This window comes from Curtobacterium aurantiacum, assembly GCF_018598555.1.
GTDB classification, from domain to species: domain Bacteria; phylum Actinomycetota; class Actinomycetes; order Actinomycetales; family Microbacteriaceae; genus Curtobacterium; species Curtobacterium aurantiacum.
This window is the reverse complement of the sequence record NZ_JAHEWN010000025.1, coordinates 1-16,651: the sequence shown is the minus strand read 5'-3', so window position 1 is coordinate 16,651 and position 16,651 is coordinate 1. Positions and strand designations below refer to the sequence as shown.

The window sequence follows — 16,651 nt, the reverse complement described above, 5'->3', positions numbered from 1 at the left end:
CCCGTGAGCGTGTGGGACGGCCTGACCGGGCAGGAAGAAGCGGTCGCATCGCTGCGTAACGCCGCCGAGTCCACCGACGGCACCGGCGGCATGACCCACTCGTGGCTCATCACCGGTCCGCCCGGATCAGGGCGGTCGAACGTGGCGACCGCCTTCGCCGCGGCGCTCGTGGGCAACGGCCCCGACGACGACCACACCCTGCGGCAGATCACCGCGAAGACCCACCCCGACGTCTCGGTGCTCACGACCCAGCGCGTGATCATCACGATCGACGAGATCCGGCAGCTCGTCACGTCGTCGTACTACTCGCCCTCGGTCGGGCGCTACCGCGTCGTCATCATCGAGGACGCCGACCGCATGACCGAGCGCACGTCGAACCTGCTGCTCAAGGCGCTCGAGGAACCCCCGGAGCGCACCGTGTGGATCCTGTGCGCCCCGAGTGAGGCCGACCTGCTGCCGACGATCCGGTCGCGCGTCCGCTCGGTCCGTCTGCGTGTGCCCGGCATCGAGTCCGTGGCCGATCTGCTCGTGGCCCGCACCGGGGTCGACCGCGCCCTCGCGATGGACGCCGCCCGCCAGGCGCAGAGCCACATCGGCATGGCGCAGCGCCTCGCGACGAGCGAACCGGCCCGCGATCGTCGTCGCCGGACCCTGACGACCGTGCTCGGGGTCCGGAGCGTCGGCGACGCCGTGATGGCCGCCGCCGAGCTGCTCGCCGTCGCCGACGAGGACGCCAAGTCCATCACCGAACAGCGCGATTCCGAGGAACGCGACGCCGCCCTGCGCTCACTCGGCGTCGAGCCCGGGGGGACGATCCCGCCGGCGCTCCGATCGCAGCTCCGCGCCCTCGAAGACGATCAGAAACGTCGCGCGACCCGCAGCCTGCGCGACGGTCTCGACCGCATCCTGGTGGACGTCTCCTCGCTCTACCGTGACCTGCTCCTGCTCGGCCTCGGTGCCCCGGCCGAACCGGTGAACCTCGCGATGCAAGACCAGCTCGAGCACGCGCTGCCGACGACCCCGCCCGCTGCTGCGCTCGAGGTCCTGGATGCGGTGGCCCTGGCACGCCAGCGGATCGCGGCGAACGTGGCGGCGCTGCTGGCACTCGAGGCGCTGCTCGTCACGATCGCCCGCGCCCGCCGCTGACGGCCCGGCGTGCGACAATCACGGCATGCCCGACGCTGAACCCGGCCTGCGCGAACGGAAGCGCCGCGCCACCCGCCGCGCCATCCAGCAGGCTGCGCTCCGGATCGCCATCGAGGACGGCCTCGGCGCGGTCACGGTGGACGAGATCTCCCGCCGTGCCGACGTGTCACCCCGGACCTTCTTCAACTACTTCCCGAGCAAGGAACAGGCGATCCTCGGCGATGACCCGCAGCTGTCGGACGACGCGGCGCTGCAGGCGTTCGTCGACGGCGGGCCGAGCGGCGACCTGCTCGCGGACATCGGGACGCTGCTCGTGCACTCCACACGCGAACTCATCGAGGAACGCGGCCTGATCGAGGAGCGGCAGCAGGTGCTCCGCGCGAACCCGGAACTGTTCAGCCGTCGGATGGCGTCGATGAAGGAGTTCCAGGCGGAGCTGCAGACCGCCGTCACCCGGCGGCTCGAAGGTGCCGACCCGGAGCTCGCGACCGACCCCGAGGCGCTCCGTCGTCGGGCGGGTCTCGCGGCCATCGTCGCCCTCGCCGCGCTGCGGCACGCCTGGTGGGAGTGGTCGGGCTCCGAAGCCGGGACACACCTCGTCGACGAGCTCGAGCGGTCCTTCACGGAGCTCGGCGTGCTGGTTTCGCGTTCACTCGTCTGAGCCTGTATAGTCATTGCTCGTGCCGCTCCGGACATGGAGTGTGCGCCGCCTTAGCTCAGTCGGTAGAGCGATTCACTCGTAATGAATAGGTCGTCGGTTCGATTCCGACAGGCGGCTCCGTCAACACCCCGGTCAGAGCCACTCGAAGTGGCCCTGACCGGGGTTTTCGTATTCTGGACGAATCCCGTGTCCCTCGCCCGAGGGACAGACGTCCGGCGCCGACGCGGGCTAGCCTTGTCCGCGATACGGGGGACACCATGACCGACCACCAGTCCATCGCGCCACCGGCGGCGTCGCCGTGCTGAAGCGCGTGCTGGTCGTCGTCGTGGTCGCCGCCACGGCCGGAGCCCTCGCGGTGACCGCTGCGGCCGTGCCCGAGTCGCGCGCGACGTCCGCGTCGACCTCGTCACCGGGCACCCGTTCGTCCACGACCCCGACGGCGTCCCCGACCGGCCCGGCGTACCTGGCGGACCGTACGCCGACGTTCGCCGAGGACTTCGACACCCCCGCCGCTGCCGGTGGTCCCTTCGCCGAGACGTACCGGAACTCCTGGCAGCCGTACCCGGACGGGACCGGCGGCAAGTACTACTCGGACAAGCTCATCAGTGCGCACGACGGCTTCCTGGACGTCGCGATGGACGGTGAGCACGGCGCGGCGGGCACGTTCGGCACACCCGCCGACGCGTGGTCGCACATCGGCGGCACCTTCAGCATCCGGGCGCGGGCGACCGGGGGCGACGGCAACGGGATCGCGGTGATGCTCTGGCCGACGTCGAACGCCTGGGCCGACGGCGAGCTGAACTACCCGGAGGGCCAGTTCGACGGGTCACCACGCGTCTTCCACCACTCGATGCTGCAGGGCCTCGAACGCCGCACCGAGCACTACAACACCCGGGTGTCCTGGAACGACTGGCACACCTACACGACGGAGTGGGTGCCGGGGGAGATCATCCGCTACTACCTCGACGGCGAGCTCGTGTTCACGGTGCCGCGGAACGTGCCGACGACCCCGCACCGCTACATGTTCCAGATCGGCAACTGGGGCGACCCGGGGCACGTCCAGATCGACTGGGTCCGCACGTACGACGCGGAGTGACCCGAAGCCCACCGTTCCCCGTTCTGGGGCTGCCCGACGTCCCATGCTCGGGCCACGATGAGAAGCGAGCCCAATCCGTCGTCTCCGAGAGGTCGTCATGCTGCTGTCCCTGGTCTACATGAGCGCGGCGAACCAGGTGTTCGACCAGGAGCGGCTCGACGCACTGCTCGAGCACGCACGGGTCCGCAACGCCGCGTCCGGCCTGTCCGGCCTGCTCGTGTACAAGGACGGCCGGTTCATGCAGCTGCTCGAGGGCCCCGAGGCGGCCGTCCTCGAGACGTACCAGCGCATCATCGACGACCCGCGGCACACCGACGTCGGCCTGCTGGTCGAGGAGCGCATCCACACGCCGCGCTTCGGTGAGTGGAAGATGGCGTTCCACCGCGAGGCGGACGCGGAGCTCCCCGACGGGTTCGACTCGTTCCTGGCCGAAGGTGACGCGAGCGGAGACACCAGCCGCGCACGCGAGCTCCTGCGCTGGTTCCGGAACCACCCGATGGCCGCCCCCGATGCAGCACTCGGCAAGCACCGCCGCTGACGGACAGCACAGCACCGCACCGCACCGCACCGCACCGCACCGCACCGCACCGCACCGCACAGCCAGCACCGCAGCCACCCCGTCGCTGGTAGACAGGACCCATGACGGTTCGCTGGGGAGTCATCGGCACAGGCGGCATCGCACGGTCCTTCGTGGGCGACTGCACCGCAGCGGGCATCGCGTTCACCGCCGTGGGGAGTCGCACCCGCGAGCACGCCGAGGCCTTCGCCGCCGAGTTCGGCATCGATCGCGCGCACGGCTCCTACGAGGACCTCGTGGCGGATGACCAGGTCGACGCGGTGTACGTCGCGACCCCGCACGTCCGCCACGCCGAGGACGCCCTGCTCGCCATCCGGGCCGGCAAGCACGTCCTCGTCGAGAAGGCGTTCACGATGACCGCCCATGAGGCCCGCACGGTCGTCGACGCCGCTCGACGAGCGGGCGTCGCAGTGATGGAGGCGATGTGGACGCGCTTCCTGCCGCAGATGGCGATGATCCGCGAGGTCGTCGCCGAGGGCCGCATCGGCCGCCCGGTGGTCGTCGAGGCGACGCACCACCAAGCCTTGCCGACGGACCCGGGCCACCGGCTGCGCGACCCGGCGCTGGGCGGGGGAGCGATGCTCGACCTCGGGGTCTACCCGGTGTCCTTCGCGGTGGACGTGCTCGGGGTCCCGACCTCCCTCGTGGCGGCGGGCACGCTGAGCGAGCAGGGCGTCGACGAACAGATGGGCCTGGTCATGACGCACGAGGGCGGCGCCCAGTCGATGATCCACTTCGGCATGGACCTGCGCAGTCCCAACACCGCCTCGATCATCGGCGAGACCGGGCGGATCGACCTCGACGACACCTGGTACACGCCGACGACCTGGCGGATCCGCGACCGTGACGGCGCTGTGGTCGAGGAGTTCGACGGCCGTGAGGCACTCGCCGGCTACGGGCACGAGGCCCGTGCCTTCGAGTCGATGATCACGTCGGGCCGCCACGACGGCGGTCCGATGGACCCGGACGAGACCGTCGCGGTCATGGGCGTCATGGACGAAGCCCGTCGTCAGGTCGGTGTCCGGTACCCGGCCGGCGGTCCCGCCACGACTCCCTGATCCGAGGCACGTCCTCCGCGGATCACCGATCCGGCCTGGAGGCACCTGCCGCAGTTCCGTAGGATCGGTCGCGATGTCCGAGCCGCAGCCCACCCCCCGTTCCGTGCCCGAGCGACTCCGCGCCGCCGTCGGTGCGGCGCGCGCGTCGGCTGCGCGGCGACCGGTGCCGTGGATCGCCGGCGGCCTCGCGGCGCTCCTCGTGGTCGGTTCCGGCGGTGCGGTCGCGGTCGCCGCGGCCACCACCCCCGACACCCGCGCGGCCGCCGCACCGACGCCGACCCGGAGCGCCTCGACGTCGCCGGACCGGGCGACCACGACGAAACGCCCGGCCACGAAGCCGTCCCCGTCACCGTCGGCCGATGCCCGCGCGGTGCCGGAGGACCTGGCCGGCCCGTCCGCGCTCCGGACCTGCTCGATCGCGACGGCCGCCTCGGCGAGCGGCCTCGGCGACTTCGAGGGGTACGTGATGGACGCGAAGACGGGCAAGGTCCTGTTCTCGAAGCACGGCGAGCGGGCCGCCCAGACCGGCAGCGTCATGAAGACCCTCACCTCGGCGACAGCGCTCTCGGTGCTGGGCGGGGACCACCGCATCCCGACGACCGTCGCGCGTGAATCGGCGAACACCGTCGCCCTGGTCGGCCACGGCGACGCGACCCTGTCCGCCGGCGGTGGCACGGTCTACCCGGGCGCACCGACGCTCGCCCAGCTGGCGCAGCAGGTGAAGGCGAAGGTCGGGGACACCCCGGTCACCACGATCGTGACCGACGACTCCTACTGGAGCGACGCCGACGCCTGGGACCCCACCTGGCCCGTGTCCGAGCGGACCATCGGGTACCAGCCGGAGGTCACCGCGCTCATGGTCGACGGGGACCGCGCGAACCCCGCAGCGGCGACCTCGCCCCGGTCTGAGGACCCGGTCGGCCGCGCCGGAATCGCGTTCCGCACGGCACTGGCGAACGCGGGCGTCGCGGGTGCCGGCTCCGCGCAGATCGTGAAGCGTGCGACCACGGGGACCGAGACCATCGCGACGGTGTCCTCGCAGCCGGTCTCGACGCTCATCGGGCAGATGATCCCGAACTCGGACAACACCCTGGCCGAGATGCTCGCCCGGGTGTCGTCGAAGGAGTCCGGGTCGAACGGCTCGGCGGCGTCCCTCACGTCCGTGTACCAGTCGGCGCTGCGCTCGTACGGTGTGGACCCGTCCGGCATCGTGATCAAGGACGGGTCCGGCGAGAGCGCTGCGAACGCCGTCTCGCCGGAGTTCGTCGCCCACCTCATGGTGCAGGTCGCCAGCGGCGCGAAGGGCCTGGGGACGCTCGCGAACGCCCTGCCCGTGTCGGGGCAGTCCGGCACCCTGGCCAGCCGGTTCACGGGGGCGAACGCCGTGGCCCGCGGCAAGGTGCACGCGAAGACCGGCTGGATCGACAGCGCGAACACCCTCGGTGGCTACATCGACGCGGCCGACGGCTCCCGGTTGACCTTCGCCTTCTACGCCATCGGTTCGCCGCGTGCAGCGGCACTTCCGGCGCTCGACGCGGTGACCGCCGCGACCTACTCGTGCGGGAGCAAGCTCACCGGCTCCTGAGCCGACGGGTGTTGGATGGACCCATGGCAAGAGCACTGCTCGTCGTGGACGTCCAGAACGACTTCACCGAGGGCGGTGCGCTCGCGGTCGCCGGGGGAGCGGCGCTCGCGGAGCGCATCACCGCGTTCCTCGGTCGGCACGGGGACGAGTACGACCTGATCGTGGCGTCCCGAGACTGGCACCACGGCGACGACGACAACGGCGGACACTTCGCCGGACCCGACGGGCCCGACTTCGTCGACACCTGGCCGGTGCACTGCGTCGCCGGCACACCCGGTGCCGACTACCACCCGGACCTCGACACCGCACTGATCGACGTCGACGTCCTCAAGGGCCAGGGCACCCCGGACTACTCGGCGTTCCAGGCCGCGACCGAAGCGGGCGTCCCGCTCGCCGAGGTGCTGGCCGAGCGCCGCGTGCACACGATCGACGTCGTCGGCATCGCGACCGACCACTGTGTCCGGGCCTCGGCACTCGACGCCCGTGCCGCTGGCCTCGACGTCGCCGTCTACGAGGACCTGGTGGCCGGCGTCGACGACGAGCGCAGTGCCCGGGCGCTCGACGAGATCCGGGCGGCCGGCGGTCACGTCGACCGCAGCGACATGGACGAGGGCCTGGCGAACCCAGGAGGAGCACGACTGTGACCAGCACCACCACGAACGAGGACACCACGACCGCCGACGCCGCAGCGGGCGCCGACCTCGTCGCCACCGTCTCGGACGACCACGTCCGCGTCGACGGCGTCCCCACCGGCCTGTTCATCGGCGGCACCTGGCGGGCGTCGTCGAGCGGCGGGACCTTCGCCGTCCGCGACCCCTCGACGGGTGAGGTCCTGGCGGAGGTCGCCGACGCCACCCCGGAGGACGGCATCGCCGCCCTCGACGCGGCGGTCGCGGCGCAGGACTCCTGGGCGGCGACGGCACCACGCGAGCGCTCCGACATCCTGCGTCGTGCGTTCGACCTGGTCCACGAGCACGCCGACGACCTCGCGGCGCTGATGTCGCTCGAGATGGGCAAGCCCCTGGCCGAGGCCCGCGGCGAGGTCGTCTACGGCGGTGAGTTCCTCCGCTGGTTCTCGGAGGAAGCCGTCCGCATCACCGGCGACTACCGCACGAACCCCGAGGGCACCGGCCGCGCGATCGTGCTGAAGCGCCCGGTCGGCCCGGTGTACGCGATCACGCCGTGGAACTTCCCGCTGGCGATGGCGACCCGGAAGATCGGTCCGGCCCTCGCGGCCGGGTGCACGGTCGTCGCGAAGCCGGCCGACCTCACCCCGCTGACCACCCTGTTCCTGGTCGAGCTGTTCCGTCGTGCCGGGCTGCCGGACGGCGTGCTCAACGTGATCCCGTCGAGCGACGCCAAGGGGCTGTCCGAGCCGGTCATCGCCGACCCGCGCCTGCGGAAGCTGACGTTCACGGGTTCGACCCCGGTCGGCTCCGCGCTGCTCAAGCAGGCGGCCGACAACGTGCTCAAGACGAGCATGGAGCTCGGCGGCAACGCCCCGCTTCTCGTCTTCGACGACGCCGACCTCGACACGGCCGTCGACGCTGCGATGCTCGCCAAGTTCCGGAACACGGGCGAGGCCTGCACCGCCGCCAACCGCTTCTTCGTGCAGGACGGCATCGCCGACGCGTTCGTCGCGTCGCTCACCGCCCGGGTCGAGGCGCTGCGCGTCGGTCGGGGCACCGAGGACGGCACGACGCTCGGCCCGCTCATCGACGACCGCGCCGTCGACAAGGCCGCGGCACTCGTCGACGACGCGCTCGGGCGCGGGGCCCGGCTCGTCACCGGTGGACACCGGCTGGACCGGCCGGGCACGTTCTACGAGCCCACGGTGATCGACGACGTGCAGCCCGGCTCGGAGATCCTGACGACGGAGATCTTCGGTCCCGTCGCCTCGGTGACGCGGTTCCGCACCGAGGACGAGGGGGTCCGGCTCGCGAACGACACCGAGTACGGCCTCATCGCCTACGCCTTCACGACCGACTTCCGGCGCGGCCAGCGGCTCGCCGAGCGCCTGGAGACGGGCATGCTCGGGCTGAACACGGGCGTCGTGTCCAATGCGGCGTTCCCGTTCGGCGGCGTGAAGTCCTCCGGCCTCGGCCGCGAGGGGTCGCACGAGGGCATCGAGGAGTACCTCGAGACCGTCTACGTGCTCACGCCGGACCCCTTCGCCGCCTGAGCCAGAGCCTGAGCCCGACTCCGAGCCTGGATCGTCGGTACGGCCGCGGTGCACGCGGCCGTACCGGCGCTCACACGAGCAGCTGGTGCTTCGCCAGGTCGCGGTAGAGCGGCGTCGACTCCACGAGCTCGGAGTGCGTGCCGCTGCCGACGACCCGGCCGTGCTCGAGCACGACGATCACGTCGGAGTCGACGACGGTCGACAGCCGGTGAGCGATGACGAGCAGGGTGCGGTCCTCGGCGACGGCGTCGATCGCGAGCCGCATCTTCTGCTCGTTCACGCCGTCCAGCGACGACGTCGACTCGTCGAGCAGCAGGATCGGGGGAGCGGCGAGCAGCGCGCGGGCGATGGCCAGGCGCTGCCGTTCACCGCCGGAGAGCATGACGCCGTCCTCGCCGACCTGGGCGTCGAGACCGCGGGGGTCGCGGTGCAGGACCTCGCCGAGGTTGACCGCCTCGAGCACGCGGACGCAGTCGTCCTCGGTCGCGTTCGGGGACCCGAGCAGCAGGTTCGCGCGGATCGTGCCGGCGAGCACCGGAGCGTCCTGTTCGACGTAGCCGATCTGGGCGCGGAGCTCGTCGCGGTCCATCCCGCGGACGTCGATCCCACCGAGCCGGATGACGCCGTCGGTGGGGTCGTAGAACCGCTCGATCAGCGCCAGGGTCGTCGACTTGCCGGCACCGGACGGACCCACGAGTGCGACGCGTGAGCCGCGGGGCACCCGGAACGACACGTCGTGGAGCACCACGTCGTCAGCTGGGCGCTCGTCGTCGACGTGATCCGGGCCTCCTGGACGGTCCGCGGGGTCGGACGCGACCGCGCCGTCGGCACCCGAGGCGTCCGCCTGGGCGCGGTACCGGAACGACACGTGCTCGAAGGCGATGGCGTCGTCGGTGGCGACGGCCGCGGCGGGCCGGACCGACTCGTCGTCTTCGGACTCCGTCGGCAGGTGCAGGATCTCCTCGATCCGGCCGAGCGCGCCGAGCGCCTGGGCGACGGCCACCGCTGCACCCATGGCCTGGCCGAGCGGCATGATCATCATGAAGAGCAGCAGGATGAACGTGATGAGCGTCGCGATGGTGATGGTGCCGGCCGCGACCTGTGCCCCGCCGACGCCCAGCACGGCGATGAACGCGACCTGCATGACGATGCTGGCGACGGGCACGACGAAGGCGGACATCTTGGCGATGTCGAGGCCGCGCGCGTAGGCCTCGGTTGCGTGGCCGTCGACCTCGCGCACCTCGCGCTCGGTGGCGCCGGCCGCGCGGATGGTGCGGACCGCGCCGATCCCGCGTTCGACGGCGGCGGTGAGGTCGCCCACCTTCTCCTGCGCACGCTTCGACGCGACGCGGATGCGACGGCTGAGCCCGCCGACGACGACGATGGCGACGAGGACGATGACGATGACGATGCCGAGCAGCAGCGGGTCGATGACCGCCATCGCCACGATGGCCCCGATGAAGGTGAGCGCCCCGCCGATCGACTCGATGAGCCCCTGCGTCAGGACGGCACGGAGGAGCGTGGTGTCGCTGCCGACGCGGGACACCAGGTCGCCGGTACGGCGGGTGTCGAACTCCGAGATCGGCAGGTTGAGGATGCGGGCGATGAGCTTGCGTCGCGTGGAGAGCACCACGCCTTCGCCCGCGCGCTGCAGCAGGAAGTGCTGGACACCGTTCAGGACACCGGCGACGATGACGAGTCCGACGAGCAGCCACACGAGCGTGCTGAGCGTGTTGCCCTGCTGCACGGCGGTGATGACCTGGTTGACCAGCAGCGGCTGGGCGAGCGAGGCGCCCGCACCGAGGACGCTCAGCACGATGATGACGACCATCGCGGGCTTGTTCTCGAACAGGTAGGACAGCAGGCGACCGAACGTGGCGCGGGGGCCGTCGGCGGTCTTCGGGCGTGCGAAGGGGAAGCTCATCGTGCTCCTAGTTTCTGCCGTACTTCTTGTGCACTGCCTGTCGGCTGACACCGAGCAGCGTCGCGATCTCCTGCCATGACGCACCGGCGTTGCGGGCACGTCGCGCAGCGAGCTCTTCGGTCCGGTCGAGCTCACGGCGCAGCTCCCGCACGCTGGCGAGTGCGGAGAACGGGTCGTCCCCCGAGGCTCCGGCCGCGAGGCTCGTGATGGTCGGTCGGTCCATGCATGTCAACCTACATTGACGCGCCGACATCCGTCAACCTGCGTTGACGGCGTCTCGCACCGGGGGCGCTGCATCGGGTCCGCAGACGCCGGCGTCTTCGTTCGACGCCGCCACGCGCGCGAGACGCCGCCGGATTCGGCGGCGTCTCGGCGGGCGTGCGGCGTCGTGCTGACACGACGGCGTGTTGCGCGCCGTGTTGCGGGGAGGGGGCAGGCGACGGACGGGAGGCCCGGTGCCAGCTGGCACCGGGCCTCCCGTCCCGCGTCTGGTCGCCGATCAGGCGTCGGCGATGTCCTTCGACTTCGTCTCGCGCACGAAGAGCAGCGCGACCAGGGTCACGACCGCGGCGATCGTCAGGTACAGGCCGACCAGGAAGATGTTGCCGTCCGGCTGCCAGAGCGCGAACGCGATCGTCGGGGCGAGCGATGCACCGAGGATCGACGCGACGTTGTACGCGATCGCCGAGCCGGTGTACCGGACGTTGGTCGGGAACAGCTCCGGCAGCAGGGCGCCCATCGGCCCGAAGGTCAGCCCCATCAGCGACAGCCCCACGATGAGGAACGTCACGACCGTGATCGGACCGGTCGACGCGGCGAACCAGATCTGGAACGTCAGGCCGAAGAGCGCGATGCCGATCGTGGTCGGGATGAGGGTCCTGCGGCGACCGAACTTGTCGGCGAGCAGGCCGGCGATCGGCGTGAAGATGCCGAAGAACACGACGCCGATCATGAGCAGGGTCAGGAACTCGCCACGCGTGTAGCCCAGGCCGATCTTCGGCACGAGCGGGCCTGCCTCGGCACCGGTCGTGCCGTACGACAGGGTGAACGTCGTCATGAAGTAGAAGAGCACGTAGGTGGCGACCATGCCGAAGGTGCCGACGATGACGGCCTTCCACGACGTGCGGAACACCCGGCCGAGCGGGACCTTGGCCACCGTGCCGGACTCCTGCACACCGCGGAACACCGGCGACTCGACGAGCTTGAAGCGCACGTAGAGGCCGACGATGACGAGCACGGCGGAGAGCAGGAACGGGATGCGCCAGCCCCAGGCCTGGAAGTCGGCGTTCGGGGTGCCGTCGGCGCCGGCGGGCATCGCCGCGTTGATGGCGATGAACAGGCCGTTGGCCAGCAGGAAGCCGATCGGTGCGCCGAGCTGCGGCATCGAGCCGAACACGCCGCGCTTGCCCTCCGGCGCGTTCTCGGTCGCGAGCAGGGCCGCACCGGACCACTCGCCGCCGAGCCCGACACCCTGGGCGAATCGCATCACGGCGAGCAGGACGGGCGCCCAGATGCCGATCGAGTCGAACGTCGGCAGGCAGCCGATCAGGAACGTGGCCGTGCCCATCACGAGCAGCGACGCGACGAGGGTGGTCTTGCGGCCGATGCGGTCACCGAAGTGGCCGAAGATGATCGAGCCGATCGGCCGGGCGAAGAACGCCAGCGCGAAGGTGACGAACGAGGACAACTGCGAGGCCGTCGGGTCCTCGTTCGGGAAGAACAGCGTCGGGAAGACGAGGACCGCGGCGGTCGCGTAGACGTAGAAGTCGTAGAACTCGATCGACGTGCCGACGAGGCTGGCGATGACGACGCGCGAGCGCGGGTTGCCGGCGGGTGTCGGAGCTGAGGTGGGGGTTGCGGGTGCCGGGGCGGCGGTCATGGCGGGGATGGGTCTCCTGGTGCGTGCTCCGGAGGGAGCACGGGGATCCGGACGGCGGACACCGATCGGTTCGCGCGGGGTGGCGCGGGCACCGATCGGGTGCGTTCGGCTGAGGGGGGACCGCTTGTGACGGAAGCCCTGATCATACGACAGATGTCGCCTGGCTGCGAATCAGCCCAGAGTCGGCTGGCCGCTGTCGTGCCCGGTTCGGCCCCGCTCAGGCGCCGGCGCCGGCTCCTGCTTCGAGGTGCTCGGGCAGCTGGTGGCCCATCCGGTCGCGCTTGGTGTCGAGGTAGCCGGCGTTCTGCGCCGAGACGCCGACGACGAGCGGGACGAGCGAGTCGACGGTGATGCCGTGCTCCTCGAGCTGACGGCGCTTCTCCGGGTTGTTCGACAGCAGTCGCACGCGGGTGATGCCGAGGTCGGCGAGGATGCCGGCGGCGCCGCCGTACGCGCGGGAGTCGGCGGGCAGGCCGAGCGCGAGGTTGGCGTCGAGGGTGTCGAGCCCGTCCTCCTGCAGGCGGTAGGCCTTGAGCTTGTTGATGAGCCCGATGCCGCGGCCCTCCTGCCCGCGCAGGTAGACGACCACGCCGCCCTCGGCCGCGATCGTGTCGAGTGCGGCGTCGAGCTGGGGGCCGCACTCGCACTTCAGGGAGCCGAAGGCCTCGCCGGTCAGGCACTCGGAGTGCACGCGGACGAGCGCGCCGTCGGTGGGCAACGAGCCGTCGGGCAGCGTGCCGATGATCGCGACGTGCTCCGCGCTGGTGACGAGGTCACGGTAGGCGCGCATCTGGAAGGTGCCGTGGGTGGTCGGCACGTTCGTCGACACCTCGAAGTGGACCGGGCTCCCCGGCGTGGGGGAGGTCAGCGCGTCGGTCATGTGGTGCTCCGGTCGTTCGTGGGCCCGTCGTTCCCGAGCCCGGGTGTCACGTGCTGCTGCTGCTGCTGCTGCTGGTTCTGGTGCTGCGTGCGCTGCGGTCGGGCTCGGACCAGCAGGTCGGGGCCGAGGCTGGTGGTCGATAGTACGTCCAACCGCCGACGATCGGAGATGCTTCCCACCCCCAGGTCGCCGAGCGCCACACGGGGGCCGCCGAGCAGCACCGGGGCGATGTACACCAGGTACTCGTCGACGAGTCCGGCGGCGATGAGCGCCGAGGCGACGGTCGGCCCGCCCTCGACGAACACCGAGTGCACACCGTGTCCGCGCAGGGCGCCGAGCGAGGTGGCCAGGTCGTGTCCGGGGAGGGTGACGAGCCCCCGCGGGTGTCGACGGACCGCGGCGTCGGCCGGCACCGGGCGGTCTCCGAGCACCACGGCGAGCGGCTGGTCGGCGAGCAGTTCGCCGGCGTCCCCGCGCGCGGTCAGGCTCGGGTCGTCGGCGAGGACGGTGCCGGTGCCCACGAGGATCGCGTCGTGGGCCGAGCGCTGTTCGTGGACGTGCTGCCGCGCGGCGGCGCCGGTGATCCACTTGCTCGTGCCGTCGGCAGCGGCTGCGCGGCCGTCGAGGCTGGACGCCCACTTGACGGTGACCCACGGTCGGCCGAGCCGGACCGAGAGCAGCCAGCGTTCGAGGAACGCCTCGGCCTCGTCGGCGAGCACGCCGGAGACGACCTGGACCCCGGCGGCACGGAGCCGGTCGGCACCGCCGTGCACGTCGGCTCCGGGGTCGTCGATGGCGTACACGACCCGGGCGACCCCGGCCTCGAGCAGCGCCACGGCGCAGGGACCCGTGCGGCCGACGTGGTTGCAGGGTTCGAGGGTGACTACCGCCGTCGCGCCGCGGAGCAGTGCCGGGTCGACCTTGGCCATCGCGTCGACCTCGGCGTGCGGGGTCCCGGCGCCCTTGTGCCAGCCTTCGGCGAGGACGGCGCCGTCGGGGGAGAGGATCACCGCGCCGACGCGGGCGTGATCGCCGACGACGGGTCCGAGGGCCGCGAGTTCGAGTCCGCGGCGCATCGCCCGGACCTCGGTGGGTCGTGCCGTGTCGCTCACGGGCCGAGCCTACCGGCGGTGGTTGGGTGACACGTCACCACGATTGTGAGCGTGTTCAGGCGACGGGCCAGGGGAGGTCGGAGGCAGGCGTGCCGTCAGCGCGTCGCAGCGCCGTCCAGGCCGTGGTCGGGCCACCGTCCCGGTCCGGCACACGGGCTTCGCCGAGGCCCGTGTACGAGAAGCCGGCCGCCCGGGCGACCGCTGCCGATGCACTGTTGCCCTCGTAGCACTCCCAGTACACGTCGGGTGCGCCCTGCTCGATGGCCCAGTCGACCACGAGCCGGACGGCGTCGTGCATGAGTCCGGCACCGCGCGCGGACGGCGCGAGCCAGAACCCGAGGTCACGGCCGGCGGTGCGGTAACTGATGATGCCCGCGAGCCACGTCGACCCTGCCGGTCGGATCGCCCAGGTGTACTCGCGGTCCGAGGCCCACCCCGGTCCGACCAGGGCATCGACGAAGGTGCGGGCGTCCTGCTCGCGGTACGGGGTCGGCACGGTGGTCCACCGGACGATCTCCGGATCCTGGCAGGCCTCGGTGATCGCCGCGGCGTCGGCCGGGGTGGGCAGGTCGAGCCGGACCCGGGCCGACTCGAGCGTGACGGGCTGCACGGTCAGCCGCGCGACCGCGGGACGAACCCGATGCGGTCGTAGACGCGGGCCAGGGTGTCCTGGGCGATCGACTCGGCACGGTCGGCACCGACGGCGAGCAGACGGTCGAGTTCCGCCGGGTCGTCGAGGAGTTCGAGCGTGCGGGCACGGACCGGTTCGAGCTCGGCCACCACGGCGTCGGCGACCTCGCCCTTCAGGTCGCCGTAGCCCTTGCCGTCGAACGATTCCTCGAGCGCGGCGATCGACGTGCCGGTGAACGCCGACAGGATCGACAGCAGGTTCGTCACACCGGGCTTCGTCTGGCGGTCGGCCCGGATCTCACGCTCGGCGTCGGTCACGGCCGACTTGATCTTCTTCGCGGTGCGCTTCGGGTCGTCGAGCAGGCGGATGAGGCCGTTGTCCGAGGCTGCGGACTTGCTCATCTTGCTCGTCGGGTCCTGCAGGTCGTAGATGCGCGCCGTCTCGGTCAGGATCCGTGCTTCGGGCGTGACGAAGGTGTCGCCGAACCGGGAGTTGAAGCGTCCGGCCAGGTCACGGGTGAGCTCGACGTGCTGTCGCTGGTCATCGCCGACGGGCACGACCCTGGTGTCGTAGAGCAGGATGTCCGCGGCCATGAGGATCGGGTAGGTGAAGAGCCCGACCGACGCGGCCTCGGCGCCCTGGCGCGCGGACTTGTCCTTGAACTGGGTCATCCGGCTCGCCTCACCGAAGCCGGTCAGCGTGTTCAGCACCCAGGCGAGCTCGGCGTGCGCGGGCACGTGGGACTGCACGAACAGTGTCGCCTTCGACGGGTCGATGCCCGAGGCGATGTACTGGGCCGCGGTGGCCCGGGTGTTCGCGCGGAGTTCGGCCGGGTCCTGCGGCGAGGTGATCGCATGCATGTCGACGACGCAGTAGATGGCGTCGTAGTCGTCGAGCAGCGTCCTCCACTGCATGAGCGCCCCGACGTAGTTGCCGAGGTGCAGCGAGCCGGCGGACGGCTGGATGCCCGAGAAGATGCGGGTCTTGGTCATGGTGGTGCTCCGGTGCGTCAGGTGAAGCGAAAGCAGAGGGGTCAGAGTTCGTAGTCGACGACCACGGGGGCGTGGTCGGACCATCGCTGGTCGTACGCCGCAGCGCGGTCGACCGTGTACTCCGTGACCTTGGCGGCCAGGTCGGGCGTCGCCATCTGGTAGTCGATGCGCCAGCCGGTGTCGTTGTCGAAGGCCTGACCTCGCCAGGACCACCACGTGTACGGGCCGTCGACGTCGCCGGCCTGGTCGCGACCGACGTCGACCCAGCCGAGCCCGGGGCCCGTGGAGCCGTCGGCACCCTCGACCGGTTCGCCGTCGGCGCCGAAGAACCGCGAGAAGTAGGCACGCTCGCGCGGCAGGAAGCCCGCACGCTTGACGTTGCCCTTCCAGTTCTTGATGTCGCGCTGGTCGTGCCCGACGTTGAGGTCACCGACGACGACCGCGAGCGGGTTGTGCTCGCGGAGCTTCGGCAGGCGCTCCGTCATCGCGTCGAGGAACTTCCACTTCTCGTCCTGCTTGGGGGTGTCGACCTCGCCCGAGTGCACGTAGGTGGAGACGACCGTGACGGTCGCGCCGCCGATCTCGTAGTCGGCCTCGAGCCAGCGGCCGGCGGAGTCGAAGTCGTCGGCGCCCAGCGCGACGCGGTGGATCTGAGCGGAGTGTCGTGATGCGATCGCGACGCCGGCCCGGCCCTTCGCGGTCGCCGGGTCGTGCACGATGTCCCACTCGTCGCCGAGCAGTGCCGCCAGGTCGTCGCTCGACGCGCGGACTTCCTGCAGGGCCAACACGTCGACGTCACGGGTGGCGAGCCAGTCGCCCATCCCCTTGCGGAAGGCGGCGCGGACGCCGTTCACGTTGACGGATGCGAGGCGCAGGCGTGTCATGCAGAACACCTTATCGGCGGGTGCCGACAGCCCTGGACGCCCCG

At 71.3% G+C, this 16,651-nt stretch carries 15 protein-coding genes, 1 tRNA gene and 1 pseudogene; 9 read left to right on the top strand and 8 right to left on the bottom strand.

Annotation, left to right across the window (positions count from 1 at the left end; translation table 11 throughout):
• Positions 1-3 precede the first annotated feature (3 nt).
• From KK087_RS16045 to KK087_RS16005, 9 genes are all read left to right on the top strand, one after another.
• Positions 4-1,146: a DNA polymerase III subunit delta' gene (locus tag KK087_RS16045; protein WP_071404998.1), complete on the top strand. Its 1,143-nt coding sequence runs from the start codon at positions 4-6 to the stop codon at positions 1,144-1,146.
• 25 nt (positions 1,147-1,171) lie between these two features.
• Entirely contained in the window at positions 1,172-1,807 is a 636-nt protein-coding gene (locus KK087_RS16040; RefSeq protein ID WP_214543503.1) for a TetR/AcrR family transcriptional regulator, read from the top strand.
• A gap of 44 nt (positions 1,808-1,851) precedes the next feature.
• Positions 1,852-1,924, top strand: a tRNA-Thr gene (locus KK087_RS16035).
• A 181-nt stretch (positions 1,925-2,105) separates the two neighbouring features.
• The gene (locus KK087_RS16030; protein ID WP_214566637.1) at positions 2,106-2,903 is read left to right on the top strand and encodes a glycoside hydrolase family 16 protein; all 798 of its coding nucleotides are present in this window, start codon (positions 2,106-2,108) and stop codon (positions 2,901-2,903) included.
• Between the two features lie 97 nt (positions 2,904-3,000).
• Positions 3,001-3,441: a BLUF domain-containing protein gene (locus tag KK087_RS16025; protein WP_214528484.1), complete on the top strand. Its 441-nt coding sequence runs from the start codon at positions 3,001-3,003 to the stop codon at positions 3,439-3,441.
• 101 nt (positions 3,442-3,542) lie between these two features.
• Positions 3,543-4,538, top strand: coding sequence for a Gfo/Idh/MocA family protein (locus tag KK087_RS16020; RefSeq protein WP_214566635.1), 996 nt, complete (start codon positions 3,543-3,545; stop codon positions 4,536-4,538).
• A 73-nt stretch (positions 4,539-4,611) separates the two neighbouring features.
• On the top strand, positions 4,612-6,123 hold the full coding sequence (gene dacB, locus KK087_RS16015) for a D-alanyl-D-alanine carboxypeptidase/D-alanyl-D-alanine endopeptidase (protein WP_214566628.1): 1,512 nt from the start codon (positions 4,612-4,614) through the stop codon (positions 6,121-6,123).
• 23 nt (positions 6,124-6,146) lie between these two features.
• Complete coding sequence (locus tag KK087_RS16010; RefSeq protein WP_214528478.1) at positions 6,147-6,767, top strand: isochorismatase family protein; 621 nt, start codon at positions 6,147-6,149, stop codon at positions 6,765-6,767.
• Positions 6,764-8,305: an NAD-dependent succinate-semialdehyde dehydrogenase gene (locus KK087_RS16005; protein WP_439647700.1), complete on the top strand. Its 1,542-nt coding sequence runs from the start codon at positions 6,764-6,766 to the stop codon at positions 8,303-8,305. The genes KK087_RS16010 and KK087_RS16005 overlap by 4 nt, the downstream gene beginning before the upstream one ends.
• 70 nt (positions 8,306-8,375) lie before the next feature.
• On the opposite strand, the gene KK087_RS16000 is transcribed toward KK087_RS16005, so the two are convergent.
• From KK087_RS16000 to KK087_RS15965, 8 genes and pseudogenes are all read right to left on the bottom strand, one after another.
• Positions 8,376-10,229, bottom strand: coding sequence for an ABC transporter ATP-binding protein (locus tag KK087_RS16000; protein ID WP_214566621.1), 1,854 nt, complete (start codon positions 10,227-10,229; stop codon positions 8,376-8,378).
• A 7-nt stretch (positions 10,230-10,236) separates the two neighbouring features.
• On the bottom strand, positions 10,237-10,452 hold the full coding sequence (locus tag KK087_RS15995) for a hypothetical protein (protein ID WP_092095498.1): 216 nt from the start codon (positions 10,450-10,452) through the stop codon (positions 10,237-10,239).
• A gap of 276 nt (positions 10,453-10,728) precedes the next feature.
• Positions 10,729-12,108: an MFS transporter gene (locus tag KK087_RS15990; RefSeq protein ID WP_214566619.1), complete on the bottom strand. Its 1,380-nt coding sequence runs from the start codon at positions 12,106-12,108 to the stop codon at positions 10,729-10,731.
• Positions 12,109-12,325: 217 nt separating this feature from the next.
• Positions 12,326-12,955: pseudogene (gene ribA, locus KK087_RS15985) on the bottom strand (GTP cyclohydrolase II); the annotation flags it as partial.
• A 29-nt stretch (positions 12,956-12,984) separates the two neighbouring features.
• Positions 12,985-14,064, bottom strand: a complete 1,080-nt coding sequence (gene ribD / locus KK087_RS15980; RefSeq protein WP_250901203.1) for a bifunctional diaminohydroxyphosphoribosylaminopyrimidine deaminase/5-amino-6-(5-phosphoribosylamino)uracil reductase RibD — start codon at positions 14,062-14,064, stop codon at positions 12,985-12,987.
• A gap of 91 nt (positions 14,065-14,155) precedes the next feature.
• Positions 14,156-14,710, bottom strand: coding sequence for a GNAT family N-acetyltransferase (locus KK087_RS15975; protein WP_214566613.1), 555 nt, complete (start codon positions 14,708-14,710; stop codon positions 14,156-14,158).
• Positions 14,711-14,712: 2 nt separating this feature from the next.
• Positions 14,713-15,723 (bottom strand): tryptophan--tRNA ligase, encoded by a 1,011-nt coding sequence (gene trpS / locus KK087_RS15970; protein ID WP_214528469.1) that lies wholly within the window; start codon positions 15,721-15,723, stop codon positions 14,713-14,715.
• Positions 15,724-15,764: 41 nt separating this feature from the next.
• A complete protein-coding gene (locus KK087_RS15965) occupies positions 15,765-16,607 on the bottom strand; it encodes an exodeoxyribonuclease III (RefSeq protein WP_214528468.1) in 843 nt (280 codons plus the stop codon).
• Between the last annotated feature and the right edge of the window lie 44 nt (positions 16,608-16,651).